Raw genomic sequence first — 12,342 nt, forward strand, 5'->3', positions numbered from 1 at the left:
TGCCTTCCCCCTCCCAGCCTCCCCCGTCAGACGGGGGAGGTGAAAGAGATGGGCAACGGTCACTCATGATCCCCTACATCCAGTCCCTGTTCGCCGAGACCGGTCTGTGGACCGCGCTGGGCGTCACGCTGATCGCCGGCCTGATGCGCGGCTTTGCGGGCTTCGGCTCGGCCATGTTGATGGCGCCAATCTTCGCCATCCTGTTCGGCTCGGCGGAGATGGTGGTGACCGTTGTCGCCATCGAACTCGTCGTCTCGCTGCAGCTCTTCCCGCAGGTCCGCCGGCATGCCGACTGGAAGCTGCTGACGCCGATGAGCCTCGCGGCGTGCCTGGCCATGCCGGCGGGTGTCTGGCTGCTGGCCAGCGTCGACAAGAGCACGATCGTGACCGCGGTGTCTGCCGTGATCGTGGCCTTCGTGCTGCTGATGTGGACCGGCTGGAAGTACACCGGCCGGCGGTCGACGGTGGCGACGGTGATCGTCGGCGCCGTCTCGGGCGCGATGATGGCCACGACCAGCGTCGGCGGGCCGCCGGTGCTGCTCTATCTCCTGTCGGGCAACGATCCGCCGCAGGTCAACCGCGCCAACATCGTCACCTACTATTTCCTGACGCAGTTCCTGCTCATCGTGATCGTGCTGGCGACCGGCGTCGCGGGCGTTGATGCGCTGGTCCGCGCCGTCGTGCTGTTCCCGGTCATGGTGCTGGGGGCCTGGGCCGGCGGGCGGCTGTTCCACGGCCTCGCCAGCGAGCGGCTCTACCGCAACGTCGCTCTCACGATCCTCTTCCTGACCGGCCTGTTCGGCCTCTTGAGGAACTGGCTGGTGACCTGAGAGCCGGTGTAGAATGATCCATCCATGGAGACTCTCATGCGCATCATCGCCGCCGGATTTGCCGCTCTCGCCCTGACCGTGGGCTTTTCGTCCGCTTCCCGCGCCGACGACCTCATGAAGGAGTGCATGGTCACGGCCTCGGAAAAGATGTGCCAATGCATCATCGCGCGCATCCCGGCCGACCAGCGCGCAAACGCGATCCTCGGCCTGCGCAAGTCGAACCAGTCGGTAAGCGTGAGCGGCAATTTGCTCAACCCGTCGAACCTGTCGCCGCAGGAAATGCAGGGCCTGAACGCGGTCGTCGCAGCTCAGGCGTACTGCATGTAGCCTGCGAAACTTCAGGCGCTCCGCAATCCTCTAGGCTTGCGCGGAACGTCGCGTTATCCTGCCGCCCATAGAGTTGATGCCGGTTAACGGCGCGATCCATGGGAGGGCCTTGATGGCACTGTTTTCACGCAGATTTGGTCTGGTGGCGGCGCTCGCTGCCGGTCTGGCGGCTCCGGCCTTCGCCCAGGCGCCTGCCTCGACGCCGGTGCGCGGTGGCGCCCTGACGATCGGGGTCGAGAGCGACTTCGAAGGCTTCGATCCGGTCCGTGCCGGCGTCTATTCCAATTCGACGGTGACCGCGGCGTCGCTCTTCTACGAGACGCTGATGCGGCTCGACGACAAGGGCAACCTGCTGCCGGCGCTCGCTTTGTCGATGACGCCCAATGAGGATGGCAGCGTCTGGACGGCCAAGATCCGGCCGAACGTGAAATGGCACGACGGCACGCCGTTCACCGCCCAGGCCGTGGCCGACCATTTCAACCGGCTGCTCGATCCCGCCAACCGCTTCGCCGGTCGAGCCTATCTGGCCATCGACAAGGTCGAGGCGCCGGACGATCTGACCGCCGTGTTCAAGATGCGCGGTCCCAATGCCGCCCTGCCGCGGACGCTGGCGCAGCCCACGGTCACGACGTTGATCATCTCGGTGAAGGCTGCCCAGGAGAAGGGCGCCGACTACAACCGCAATCCCGTCGGCACCGGCCCGTTCGTCTTCAAGGAATGGCGGGCTGCCGACCGGCTGGTTGCCGAGCGCAACCCCGACTACTGGGACAAGGACAAGCCCTATCTCGATCGCGTGACCGTGCGGCCGCTGCCGGATTCCGACGCCCGCTACGCGAGCCTGGTGAAGGGCGACGTTCAGGTGATCTGGGAGGATCGCGCCGAGAACATCGTCAAGGCCAAGAAGGACAAGAACCTGCGGGTGCTGACCTGGGTGGGCAGCGGCGCGCTCGTCATTCCGCTCAACACCCAGCGCGAACCCCTGAACGACAAGCGCGTGCGCCAGGCCGTCTCGATGGCCCTGAACCGCAAGGCCAACGCCGCCGTCCTGACCCAGGGGCTTCGTCCTGTCTACGACGATCCGTATGGGCCGAGCTCGGGGATCGAGTGCAAGGATAGCGGGGCGCTGAAGTACGATCCGGCCGCCGCGCGCAAGCTGATCGCGGACTACGGCAAGCCCGTGAAGCTGACCATGACGGTCACCGCCTCGCCGCGCGGCCGCGAGGGAGCGCAGGTCTTCCAGGCCGACATGAAGAAGGCCGGCATCGACGTCGAGATCAAGCCGGTCGACCAGACGCAGCTGGTGAAGGAGGCACTCACGCGCGACTTCCAGGTCACCGGCTGGCGCATCATCGACCTGGCCGACGTCGACCCGCAGATGTTCGCCAACTTCCACTCCAAGAGCCCGATCAACTTCTCGGGCTACAACAACGCCGAAGTCGACCGGCTGCTGTTGGTGGGCCGCACCAGCCTCGATGAGAACAAGCGCAAGGCAGCCTACTGCGACCTCATCAAGATCCTGAACGACGATGCGGTCTGGCTGTGGTCCGGCAGCAACATCGACTTCGCGATCACCCGCGCCAACGTGCACGGCATTCCGGGTCTTCGTGGCGGCGCGGTGCAGGTCGAGGGCGCGTGGCTCACCAAGTAGCGATGGTGTCGAATCGGATAGCGTAGGCATTTCCGATGCCGTGGCTTGTGCGCCAGTTGGTGCGGCTGGTGGTGGTGCTGTTCTGCGTCACCTTGCTCACCTACATGATCGTCAACATCCTGCCGGGTGACGTGGCGATCGTGATCCTGGGCAGCCTCGCGACGCCCGAGGACATTGCCGGCCTGCGCGCCGATCTCGGCCTCGATCGGCCGATGCTGGTGCGTTACTTCGACTGGCTGGGCTCGGCGCTGTCGGGCGACCTCGGCCGCTCGTACCGCAGCGGCGAGCCCGTGGTGCAGGCGATCCTCGATCGTCTGCCGGTGTCGCTGCAGCTCATGGTTATGGCGCAAGTCATCGCGCTGGGGATCGCGATCCCGGTGGCGCTGCTCTCGGTGCGGCGGCCCGGCGGAATCTTCGATCGCATATCGGCCTCGGCCGCCTTCGGTTTTCTCGCAATGCCCAACTTCATGCTGGGCATCGTCCTGATCTACCTCTTCTCTGTGACCTTCGACCTCCTGCCGGCGACCGGCTTCACGCCGATGTCCGAAGGCCTGTGGGACAATTTCGAATCGATGATCCTGCCGTCGCTGACCCTGGGCCTGATCGAGTGGACGGTGCTGATGCGCGTGCTGCGCTCGGACCTGCTGACCACGCTCAAGGAAGACTTCATCCTCTTGGCGCGGGCCAAGGGCCTGCCGCAATGGCGGGTCCTGCTGCAGCATGCGCTGCGGCCCTCTTCGTTCACCCTGATCACCATTCTCGGTCTCAATATCGGCGGGCTGATCGGCGGCGCGGTGATCGTGGAGCAGATCTTTGCTTTGCCCGGCGTCGGCCGGCTGCTGCTGGGCGGCATCTTCAACCGCGACCTGATCCTCGTGCAGGGCACCGTGGCATTCATCGCGGTGGGCTTCGTGGTCGTCAACTTCCTGGTCGACATGCTCTACGCCGTGCTCGACCCGAGGGTGCGTCATGTCCGCTTCCGCAGCTAAGGGCGCCGTCGTCGCCGCGACCCGGCCGCGCCGCCGCTGGCACTGGGCGCTCGCCCTGCCGCTCGGATGGCTGCTGCTCGTCGTCTTCCTGGCGATCACCGCCGACTGGATCGGGCTGCCCGATCCGTCGGCGCAGGAACTGATCCTGCGCCGCAAGCCGCCCTCGGCCGAATTCCTGCTGGGCACCGACAATCTCGGCCGCGACATGCTCTCGCGCGTGATCTACGGCGCCCGCACTTCGCTGATCGTCGGCATCTGCGCGCCGATCCTGGGCTTCCTCATCGGCGGCGCGATCGGCATGAGCGCCGGCTATTTCCGCGGCAAGGTCGACATGCTGGCGGTCGGCTTCATCGACATTCTGCTGGCCTTCCCGTCGCTGGTGCTGGCGCTCACCTTCACCGCCTATCTTGGACAGAGCCTGTTCAACGTCACCCTGGCGCTGGGCATCCTGTCGATCCCGGCGGCGGCGCGCGTGGCACGGGCCAATACACTGGCCTGGGCGAACCGCGACTTCGTGCTGGCCGCCCGCACCGTCGGCGCCAGCGACTGGCGAATCCTGACGCGCGAGATCCTGCCCAACCTCCTGCCGCCCATGTTCGCCTTCTGGCTGGTGGCGATCAGCGTGATCATCGTGGCCGAAGGTGCACTGTCGTTCCTCGGCCTCGGCATTCCGGCGCCGCAACCGAGCTGGGGCGGCATGATCGCCGACGGGCGCGAGGCGCTCGACGTCGCGCCCTACACGGCACTGATCCCGGCCGCGGTGATGTTCGCCACCGTCCTTTCGCTCAACTTCGTGGGCGACATGGTGCGCAACATGGTCGACCCGCGGAGGTCGGCGCTGTGAGCGGCGAGGAGATGAGTCCAGCGCCGCTCCTGACGGTGCGCAATGCCCAGGTAAGCTTCTCCACCGTGCGCGGCCCGCTGCGCGCCGTCGACGGCGTGTCGTTCGACCTGCACGCGGGGCGGACGCTCGGCATCGTAGGCGAATCGGGGTCGGGCAAATCGGTTCTGGTGCGCTCGCTGATCGGCCTGGTCGGCGCGGGCTCGGGCGCCGGCGTGGCCGGCCAGGTCCTGTTCGAGGGGCGGGATCTTCGCGGCCTGTCGCCGCGGGAATTCCGCAGCGTCCTGGGCACCGAGATCGGCATCGTGTTCCAGGACCCGATGACCTCGCTCAATCCGGTGATGAAGATCGGTCGCCAGATCGGCGAGGGACTACGCCTCAATCGCGGGCTGGATTCGAAGGCGGCCGCGCGTCGCGCCGTAGAATTGCTGAACGAGGTCGGCATCCCGGAACCGGACCGCCGCGCGCAGCAATATCCGCACGAAATGTCGGGCGGCATGCGCCAGCGGGTGGCCATCGCCATCGCAATCGCCTGCGCGCCCAAGCTGCTGATCGCCGACGAGCCGACGACGGCGCTCGACGTGACCGTGCAGCGCCAGATCCTCGACCTGCTGCAGGGCGAGCAGCGCCAGCGAGGGATGGCGATGATCCTGATCACCCACGATCTCGGCGTGGCCGCGGGCCGCAGCGACGACATCATGGTAATGTATGCCGGCCGCGCGGTGGAAACCGCGGCGACCCGCGAGATCTTCCGTTCGCCGCGCATGCCCTATACCGAGGCGCTGCTGCGCTCGCTGCCGCGGCTCACCGATCCCACGCACACGCGGCTCAGCGCCATTCCCGGCCGGCCCCCGGACCTGGCTCGGCGAACCGGTGGCTGCGCCTTCGGCCCGCGCTGCCTCTATCGCACCGAGCGGTGCGACGCGGAGCAGCCGGCGCTGACGATGGACGGCGGGCGCGGCTACGCCTGTTTCCATCCGAGGGGCGTGGAGCCGGGAGGGGCGGCATGAGCGATCTCCTCTCGATCCAGAACCTCGTGGTCGAATACCCGGTGGGCGGCGGCCGCCATGTTCACGCGGTCAGCGACGTTACCCTCTCGGTTAAGCAGGGCGAGACGCTGGGGCTGGTCGGCGAATCGGGCTCGGGCAAGTCCTCTCTGGCGCGCGCGCTGCTGCAGTTGCCGCCGCCCAAGGCCGGTGCCGTGGTGTTCGACGGCAAGGACCTGACGCAGATGCGCGGCCAGGCGCTTCGGGCCATGCGGCCGCGCCTGCAGATGATCTTCCAGGACCCGATCGCCTCGCTCAATCCGCGCCGCAAGGTCGCCGAGATCATTGCCGAGCCGCTGATCGTGTCGGGTGTGTCCGATGCCGCCGAGCGCACCCGCCGCGTCCGCGCCGTGATGGAGGCCGTCGGCCTCGATCCCGACCTCGTCTGGAACAGGAGGCCGCACGAATTCTCCGGCGGCCAATGCCAGCGCATCGCCATTGCGCGCGCCCTTGTCCTCGAGCCCAGCCTGATCGTGTGCGACGAGCCGGTTTCGGCGCTCGACGTCTCGATCCGGGCTCAGATCGTCAATCTGCTCGAGGACATGAAGGCGCGGTTCGGCCTCACGCTCCTGTTCATCGCCCACGATCTCGCGGTGGTGAAGTCGGTGTCGGACCGGGTTGCGGTCATGTATCTCGGCCGGCTCTGCGAGGTCGCCGATTCCGATTCGCTGTTTGCGACGCCGGCGCATCCCTATACGGCCGCACTGATGGCCGCGATCCCGGTGCCCGATCCGGACGTCCCCCTGGGCGACACCAAGCTGAAGCCGGGCGACCCGCCATCGCCACTCGATCCGCCCTCGGGGTGCCGCTTCCGCACGCGCTGCCCGCATGCGCAGCCGCGCTGCACGGACGAGGTGCCACCGTTGCGCCAGATCGCACCCGGTCGCGAAGTCGCCTGTCATTATCCGCTGATCGGCTGAAGCCGGCTACAGCGTGCGCGCCGTCGTGCCCTTGTAGAGGATCGGACCGGTCGGACGCCCGGTCGGGGAGCCACCGGACGGTTCCAGCGTGATCTCGAAGAGCTGGTCGGCCGCCGTGGTGGGCAGCCGCTCGAGATCGAGCGACGTCGCCCGGGCGCGCTCGAGCAGGCCGACCGATCGCGGGCCGACCTCACGATTCCAGAGCGTCCAGACCTGCAACGAGCGTCCCGCGGGGACGGTCATGTCGACGAGCGGGATCATCTCCACCCTGCCGTCGGCGAAGGCGTTCACGATGGCGCCGGCCTGGCGCGTCGCATCATCGACCAGGATGGCGACATAGACCGGCTTGCGGGCCGCCACCTCCTGCGCGTGCCGTACGGTCACGGTGGTGACCACCGCGAGGGCCAGGGCGGCGGTGACCCCTGACAGCGCTGCGATCCGCAGTGCGCCCAGGCTGTTCCAGAACCGAGGCAGGAGACCGGTCGGGGCCACCGCGGGCACGGCAACTGCCGTGCCCATGCCAGCCTCGATGCGGCGCCACAGTTCATCGGTCGGCACGACCGGATCTGCCGTGTCGTCGAAAGCCGCAAAATGCTTCTGCCAGGCCGCCACCTCGCGCGCGAAGGCGGGATCGGAGGAGAGGCGGCGCTCCGCCGCGGCGTACGTCTCGGCCTCCAGCAGGCCCAGGACGAATTCGGCGGCGTGGATCCGGTCGTCGCGGTCGGGCGTCATCCCAGGCACTCCTGCAGGGAGACCAGGCCGCGGCGTATCCAGCTCTTGATGGTGCCCAGCGGCACGCCGAGGCGCCCCGCCAGCTCGCCGTGGCTGAAGCCGTGCACGTAGGCCAGGACGATGGCGCTGCGGCGGCCGGTATCGAGCTGTTCGAGGCAGTGTCGCAGGGCGCTGGACTCCGGCAGACGCGCCAGTGCCGAATTCGGCTCCGGCATCTCATTGTCCGTCGGCTCGTCGGGCCCGAAGCGCCGTTCGTCGCGCAGGATCGTCAAAGCCTGGTTCCGCACGATCGTGTAGATCCAGGCGCGCGCGGCGCCGCGCGAGGGATCGAAGCTGCGCGCGCTGCGCCAGATGCGCATGAAGGCGTCGTGTGTCGCCTCCTCGGCTAGGTCGCGCCGGCGCAGGATGCGCATCGCCACGCCCACCATACGGGCCGCCTCGCTATCGTAGATGACGCGAAGCGCAGACTGCTCGCCGGCGGCACAGCGCACGATCGCGGCCGAAATTACCGCTTCCAGCGCAGAGTGATCGGGGGGCAGTTCTGCCGTCATCGCTCCTGCCCTGCCTCCCTGCGATTGTCGCGCCGGTCGACACCGATGCGCTTTCTTCGAGGATACCTCGGAAAACGGCAATTGGATGCAGTCGGCACCCGATCCAGATTCTTTTTTCCGGTGCTGCATCCAAAAGAGCCGGTCGGCCGGTATCCGCTGCAGACCCGCTCATGGGTCTGCAACGGAAGGAGAGATCCAATGACGGTGAAGGCAATCCTCGCGGCCTCGACGGCCCTGGTGACCTTGGCGGGCACAGCGCAGGCGGCGGACGTCGCCGCGCTGATCGGAAACGACACGATCGCCATCGTCGACACTTCGGCCAAGAAGGCGACGAAGAAGATGAAGGTCGAGGGCGTTACCGGTCCGCTGGTCGGGATCGACGTGCGGCCGGCCGACGGCATGCTCTATGCGCTGGCCGCGGACGGCACGCTCTACACCATCGCGATGGATGGCAAGGCCACGAAGAAGTCGAAGCTCGAGACGATGCTGCCGGCCGGCGCCTCTGCCACGGTCGACTTCAACCCAGTCGCCGACCGGCTGCGCGTCATCGGCAGCGATGGCACGAGCCTTCGCGTCAATGTCGACGACGGCAAGGTCATCAAGGACGGCAGCCTGAAGTATGCCGACTCAGATGCCAACAAGGGAAAGGCGCCCAAGGTCATGGCTGGCGCCTACACCAACTCCGTGAAGGGCACGAAGGAAACGACGCTCCTCAACGTCGACACCACGACGGGCGCGCTGGTCAAGCAGGCGCCTCCGAACGATGGCGTCCTCAATACGGTCGGCGCGCTCGGCCCGAAGGTCGACGCCGTCGCCTTCGACATCTGGTCGGACGGCACGAAGAACGAAGGCTGGGCCATGACCGGCGACCAGCTCTGGTCGATCGACCTGGCGAGCGGCAAGGCCACGCCGGTGGCCAAGATCGAGGGCCTGGGCGGCGCCGTCACCGACATCGCCATCCTGCCGAAGATGTAGCGGCGCGCTGAAACGAAAACGGCGGACCCTTAAGGTCCGCCGTTCTCTCGTAACCGATGCCCTTGGCATCGGTCTCGCCGATTGGTCGGAGCGAGAGGATTCGAACCTCCGGCCCCTAGCTCCCGAAGCTAGTGCTCTACCAGGCTGAGCTACGCTCCGTCAGGATTTGCGGACTCCGGCCCGCGGCGAGGCCGGGGTTATAGCCGCCACCCCGGTGGGTCGCAAGGGCCGAGGCGGCCCGCTATAGTCGGAGCATGATTCGGGTCCAGGGGGATAGATGGCGAAGGAAAAGCGGCTGAAAATCGCGCTGATCGGCTACGGCGCCATCAGCCAGATGCTGTTCGACGTGTTTCGCGAGAAGAAGCCGCCCATCGATATCGTCGGCGTTCTGGTGCGCAAGGGCAGGGTCGCAGCCACCCAGAAGAAGCTGGGTAAGAAGGTCGCGGTGGTCGATGACCTGAAAGCGCTGCTGAAGCTCAAGCCCGATGTCGTGGTCGAGGCGGCGAGCCAGCAGGCGGTGCGCGACTGGGGCGAGACCATCCTGAAGAAGGGCATCGACTTCATGGTCATCGCTACCGGCGCCTACGGCGATCCGTCGCTGTGGAAGAAGCACGTGAAGGCGGCGGAAAAGGGCGGCGCGCGCCTGCGCCTGCCGGCGGGCGCCATCGCCGGCCTGGACGGGCTGCTCGCCATGCGGCTGGGCAAGCTGGAGAAGGTGAAATACATCTCGATCAAGCCACCGCATGCCTGGACGGGCACGCCGGCCGAGACCGAATTCGACCTGCCGTCGATCAAGGAACCGACCGTGATCTTCCGCGGCTCCCCCGCCGATGCAGGCCGGCTCTACCCGAAAAACGCCAATCTGGCGGTGACGGTAGCGCTCTGTGGCGCCGGTCTCGACAAGACGGAAATCGAGCTGGTGGCCGATCCAACCCTGCCGCCGGGCACCAACGCCAGCAAGCTGGAGGTCGTCTCCGATTCAGGCGAGCTGAAGCTCGAGCGCCTGGGCCGGGCCATGCCGGACAATCCCAAAACGGGCGTCCTTACGGCCCTCACCATGGCGGACGACCTGATGAAGATCGTCCGCCACAGCGACTGGTAGGGTTTTAGCGGGGGCCGGGGCGGCCCATGCCCATGTGCCCATGGTGGGCAAAGCCCGCGCGCGGACGGTCGAGGAGCGCCTTCTGCTCGGGCGTCAGGACGGCGACGAGGGCGGTGAGCGAGGGCTTCACCGCCTCGATGGTGGCGATGCGGGCCTTCATGACGTCCTCTTCCAGGGTGAGGCGCTCCAGATAGGTCGGACGCTCCTTCATCTCGGTCGGCAGGGTCTGGCAGCGAGCCATCGACTTGGCGCTGGCTTCGTCGGCCACCTTCTCGAAGGCGTTCCAGGCGGTCATCTGGTCGGGCTTCAGTTCCAGCCGGGCCTTGAGGTAGGCGCGATCGCCGATGCGGCGGGCGGTCATGTCGAGGCACATCGACCTGGGAGAGAAGCTGCGGTCGGCTCGTTCGCCGCGTTCGCCCCCATGCGCCCGTTCGCCGCGAGGGCCGGCCGGCGGCGGCGGCGCAGGCGGGGTGGCCTGCGCGAGCTCGACCGCCTCGTCGCCCTCGAAGAGGTCGAAGGCGGAGGCAGGTGTGGTGAAAGCAAAGCCCGCCGCAAGGACGAGAGCGGTGGGCAGGACCAGGGAACGGAACGACATCGGAAACCTCGCCATGGAAGGGGTGGTTCCCGAGGTACGGACCAAAGGCGCCGAGCGTGCCCGGGCCGAAGGTTAAGTTATGTAAAGTTGAGCCGTTGCTCGGCCAGCCAGCGCGCGAATGTCTCGCGTTCTTCCGCTGTCATATGCAGGCCTTCCTTGGTCCGCCGCCAGAGCACATCCTCGGCATCGACGGCCCATTCGTCGCGCACCAGATGGCGCACCTCGACTTCGTAGAGCGAGCCGCCGAAATGGCGCCCGAGATCGGCCACGGTCCTCACGTTCTCGAGGAGGTCGTCGAGGCCCGAGCCATGACGCCGGGCGAGGATTCGCACCAGCTCCTTCGGCAGGCCGGGCTTGATGGCTACGGCACCGTCAACGAACCGGTCGAAGGCCTCCTCGAAGGTCGGTGCGTCGGCCATCTCGCCGTCGTAGACGGCGCGTCCGTCGGTCCAGGGACCGCCCATGCGCGGGAAATAGGGCTGGAGGTCCCGCAGCGCATGCTCGGCTAACCGCCGGTACGTCGTGATCTTGCCCCCGAACACCGAGAGGATAGGTGCCTTGCCCTGCGGGGAGCCGTCGACTTCCAGATGGTAGTCGCGCGTCACCTTCGAAGGGTTGTCGTCGCCGTCGTCGAACAGCGGGCGGACGCCGGAATAGGTCCAGACCACGTCCTGCGGTCGCACGGGCTTGGCCATGTAGCGGCTGGCCAAGTCGCAGAGATAGACGATCTCTTCCGGCGAACAGACCGGGTGTTCGCCTTCCTTGACCGCGATGTCGGTGGTCCCGATCAGCGAGAACTCACGCTCGTAGGGAATGACGAACACGATGCGGTTGTCGCTGTTCTGCAGGATGAAAGCGTGGTCGCCATCGTAGAGCTTGGGCACGATGATGTGGCTGCCCTTCACAAGGCGCACCCGCTTGGGAGTCTTGATCTCGGTCTGCTCGTCGAGGAAGTGCTTCACCCAGGGGCCGGCGGCATTCACAAGGGCGCGCGCCTTGAGATGCACGGGCGCACCACTCGGGCCTTGGAGCTCGATGTGCCAGAGCTTGCCGTCGTCGCTGCGACGGGCCGAGACGCAGCGATGCCGGGCATAGATCGCAGCCCCCATCTCGCGTGCCGATTTCAAATTGGAGATCACGAGGCGCGCGTCGTCGACCCAGGCGTCGGAATAGACGAAGCCCTTCTGGAAGTTGGGCTTGAGGCCGGCCCCGAATTTCGACCGGGGCAGGTCGACCTGAATCGACTTGGGCAGGGTCATGTGCCAGTCGAGGTGGTCGTAGAGCCAGAGGCCCAGTCGCAGCATCCAGCGCGGCCGCAAATGCGGCTCGTAGGGCAGCACGAAGCGCAGGGGCCAGGAGAGATGCGGCGCCTTGGCCAGCAGCACCTCGCGCTCCTGCAACGCCTCGCGGACCAGGCGGAATTCGTAGGTTTCCAGATAGCGCAGGCCGCCATGGATGAGCTTGGTCGCCTTCGAGGAGGTCGCACTGGCGAAATCGTTCATTTCGCAGAGCCCGACCGTCAACGCGCGCCCGGCCGCGTCACAGGCGATTCCCGCCCCATTGATGCCGCCGCCGACCACGAACAGGTCGAGAGGCCGATCCTCCGTCACACTCATCGCCTACCTATAGCCCGCTTGACCGGGTTGTGCAGGAACCGCAAAAGGCCGCATGGGTTTCCTGCTCAAGATTGCGCTGTTCGGCCTTGCCTTGTACGGCGTGTACAGGACTTTCCGGCATTGGAAGGGTCTTTTCGACCGTTTCACCGGCAACGACCTGCCGCAGCGTC

General features: G+C 66.9%; 13 protein-coding genes and 1 tRNA gene. 9 read left to right on the forward strand and 5 right to left on the reverse strand.

Annotation, left to right across the window (positions count from 1 at the left end; all coding sequences use genetic code 11):
* Positions 1–65: 65 nt before the first annotated feature.
* From ACO07I_RS23125 to ACO07I_RS23155, 7 genes are all read left to right on the forward strand, one after another.
* The gene (locus ACO07I_RS23125; RefSeq protein WP_422011541.1) at positions 66–830 is read left to right on the forward strand and encodes a sulfite exporter TauE/SafE family protein; all 765 of its coding nucleotides are present in this window, start codon (positions 66–68) and stop codon (positions 828–830) included.
* A 36-nt stretch (positions 831–866) separates the two neighbouring features.
* The gene (locus ACO07I_RS23130) at positions 867–1,157 is read left to right on the forward strand and encodes a hypothetical protein (RefSeq protein ID WP_422011543.1); all 291 of its coding nucleotides are present in this window, start codon (positions 867–869) and stop codon (positions 1,155–1,157) included.
* A 112-nt stretch (positions 1,158–1,269) separates the two neighbouring features.
* A complete protein-coding gene (locus ACO07I_RS23135) occupies positions 1,270–2,805 on the forward strand; it encodes an ABC transporter substrate-binding protein (protein ID WP_422011545.1) in 1,536 nt (511 codons plus the stop codon).
* A 35-nt stretch (positions 2,806–2,840) separates the two neighbouring features.
* Positions 2,841–3,794, forward strand: coding sequence for an ABC transporter permease (locus tag ACO07I_RS23140; protein WP_422011547.1), 954 nt, complete (start codon positions 2,841–2,843; stop codon positions 3,792–3,794).
* Positions 3,775–4,638: an ABC transporter permease gene (locus tag ACO07I_RS23145; RefSeq protein WP_298315695.1), complete on the forward strand. Its 864-nt coding sequence runs from the start codon at positions 3,775–3,777 to the stop codon at positions 4,636–4,638. Before ACO07I_RS23140 ends, ACO07I_RS23145 begins: the two co-directional genes overlap by 20 nt.
* Positions 4,639–4,649: 11 nt before the next feature.
* Complete coding sequence (locus ACO07I_RS23150; RefSeq protein WP_422011550.1) at positions 4,650–5,645, forward strand: ABC transporter ATP-binding protein; 996 nt, start codon at positions 4,650–4,652, stop codon at positions 5,643–5,645.
* Positions 5,642–6,601 carry an ABC transporter ATP-binding protein gene (locus ACO07I_RS23155; protein WP_422011552.1) on the forward strand — a complete coding sequence of 320 codons (960 nt, stop codon included), beginning with the start codon at positions 5,642–5,644 and terminating at the stop codon, positions 6,599–6,601. The genes ACO07I_RS23150 and ACO07I_RS23155 overlap by 4 nt, the downstream gene beginning before the upstream one ends.
* Positions 6,602–6,607: 6 nt before the next feature.
* Here the strand turns inward: ACO07I_RS23155 and ACO07I_RS23160 are convergent, their stop codons facing one another.
* Entirely contained in the window at positions 6,608–7,333 is a 726-nt protein-coding gene (locus ACO07I_RS23160; RefSeq protein WP_422011554.1) for an anti-sigma factor, read from the reverse strand.
* Positions 7,330–7,884: a sigma-70 family RNA polymerase sigma factor gene (locus ACO07I_RS23165; protein ID WP_422011556.1), complete on the reverse strand. Its 555-nt coding sequence runs from the start codon at positions 7,882–7,884 to the stop codon at positions 7,330–7,332. Before ACO07I_RS23165 ends, ACO07I_RS23160 begins: the two co-directional genes overlap by 4 nt.
* Before the next feature lie 198 nt (positions 7,885–8,082).
* On the opposite strand from ACO07I_RS23165, the gene ACO07I_RS23170 reads away from it, so the two are divergent.
* Positions 8,083–8,859 carry a DUF4394 domain-containing protein gene (locus tag ACO07I_RS23170; RefSeq protein WP_422011558.1) on the forward strand — a complete coding sequence of 259 codons (777 nt, stop codon included), beginning with the start codon at positions 8,083–8,085 and terminating at the stop codon, positions 8,857–8,859.
* Positions 8,860–8,941: 82 nt separating this feature from the next.
* On the opposite strand, the gene ACO07I_RS23175 is transcribed toward ACO07I_RS23170, so the two are convergent.
* A tRNA-Pro gene (locus ACO07I_RS23175) sits at positions 8,942–9,018 on the reverse strand.
* 118 nt (positions 9,019–9,136) lie between these two features.
* Between ACO07I_RS23175 and ACO07I_RS23180 the strand changes: the two genes are divergently transcribed.
* The gene (locus tag ACO07I_RS23180) at positions 9,137–9,961 is read left to right on the forward strand and encodes an aspartate dehydrogenase (protein WP_422011560.1); all 825 of its coding nucleotides are present in this window, start codon (positions 9,137–9,139) and stop codon (positions 9,959–9,961) included.
* 4 nt (positions 9,962–9,965) lie between these two features.
* On the opposite strand, the gene ACO07I_RS23185 is transcribed toward ACO07I_RS23180, so the two are convergent.
* Positions 9,966–10,556, reverse strand: a complete 591-nt coding sequence (locus tag ACO07I_RS23185; RefSeq protein WP_422011562.1) for a Spy/CpxP family protein refolding chaperone — start codon at positions 10,554–10,556, stop codon at positions 9,966–9,968.
* A gap of 77 nt (positions 10,557–10,633) precedes the next feature.
* A complete protein-coding gene (gene glpD, locus ACO07I_RS23190) occupies positions 10,634–12,172 on the reverse strand; it encodes a glycerol-3-phosphate dehydrogenase (RefSeq protein ID WP_422011564.1) in 1,539 nt (512 codons plus the stop codon).
* Positions 12,173–12,342: the final 170 nt, after the last annotated feature.

Source organism: Reyranella sp. (assembly GCF_965227665.1).
Lineage (GTDB): Bacteria > Pseudomonadota > Alphaproteobacteria > Reyranellales > Reyranellaceae > Reyranella.

Excerpts from the sequence above, each read along its gene's own strand:
- ACO07I_RS23170 (WP_422011558.1), top strand. The coding sequence starts at position 8,083 with ATGACGGTGAAGGCAATCCTCGCGGCCTCGACGGCCCTGGTGACCTTG.
- ACO07I_RS23150 (WP_422011550.1), top strand. The coding sequence starts at position 4,650 with ATGAGTCCAGCGCCGCTCCTGACGGTGCGCAATGCCCAGGTAAGCTTC.
- ACO07I_RS23135 (WP_422011545.1), top strand. The coding sequence starts at position 1,270 with ATGGCACTGTTTTCACGCAGATTTGGTCTGGTGGCGGCGCTCGCTGCC.
- ACO07I_RS23155 (WP_422011552.1), top strand. The coding sequence starts at position 5,642 with ATGAGCGATCTCCTCTCGATCCAGAACCTCGTGGTCGAATACCCGGTG.
- ACO07I_RS23130 (WP_422011543.1), top strand. The coding sequence starts at position 867 with ATGCGCATCATCGCCGCCGGATTTGCCGCTCTCGCCCTGACCGTGGGC.
- ACO07I_RS23160 (WP_422011554.1), bottom strand. The coding sequence starts at position 7,333 with ATGACGCCCGACCGCGACGACCGGATCCACGCCGCCGAATTCGTCCTG.
- ACO07I_RS23165 (WP_422011556.1), bottom strand. The coding sequence starts at position 7,884 with ATGACGGCAGAACTGCCCCCCGATCACTCTGCGCTGGAAGCGGTAATT.
- glpD (WP_422011564.1), bottom strand. The coding sequence starts at position 12,172 with ATGAGTGTGACGGAGGATCGGCCTCTCGACCTGTTCGTGGTCGGCGGC.
- ACO07I_RS23185 (WP_422011562.1), bottom strand. The coding sequence starts at position 10,556 with ATGTCGTTCCGTTCCCTGGTCCTGCCCACCGCTCTCGTCCTTGCGGCG.
- ACO07I_RS23145 (WP_298315695.1), top strand. The coding sequence starts at position 3,775 with ATGTCCGCTTCCGCAGCTAAGGGCGCCGTCGTCGCCGCGACCCGGCCG.
- ACO07I_RS23140 (WP_422011547.1), top strand. The coding sequence starts at position 2,841 with ATGCCGTGGCTTGTGCGCCAGTTGGTGCGGCTGGTGGTGGTGCTGTTC.
- ACO07I_RS23180 (WP_422011560.1), top strand. The coding sequence starts at position 9,137 with ATGGCGAAGGAAAAGCGGCTGAAAATCGCGCTGATCGGCTACGGCGCC.
- ACO07I_RS23125 (WP_422011541.1), top strand. The coding sequence starts at position 66 with ATGATCCCCTACATCCAGTCCCTGTTCGCCGAGACCGGTCTGTGGACC.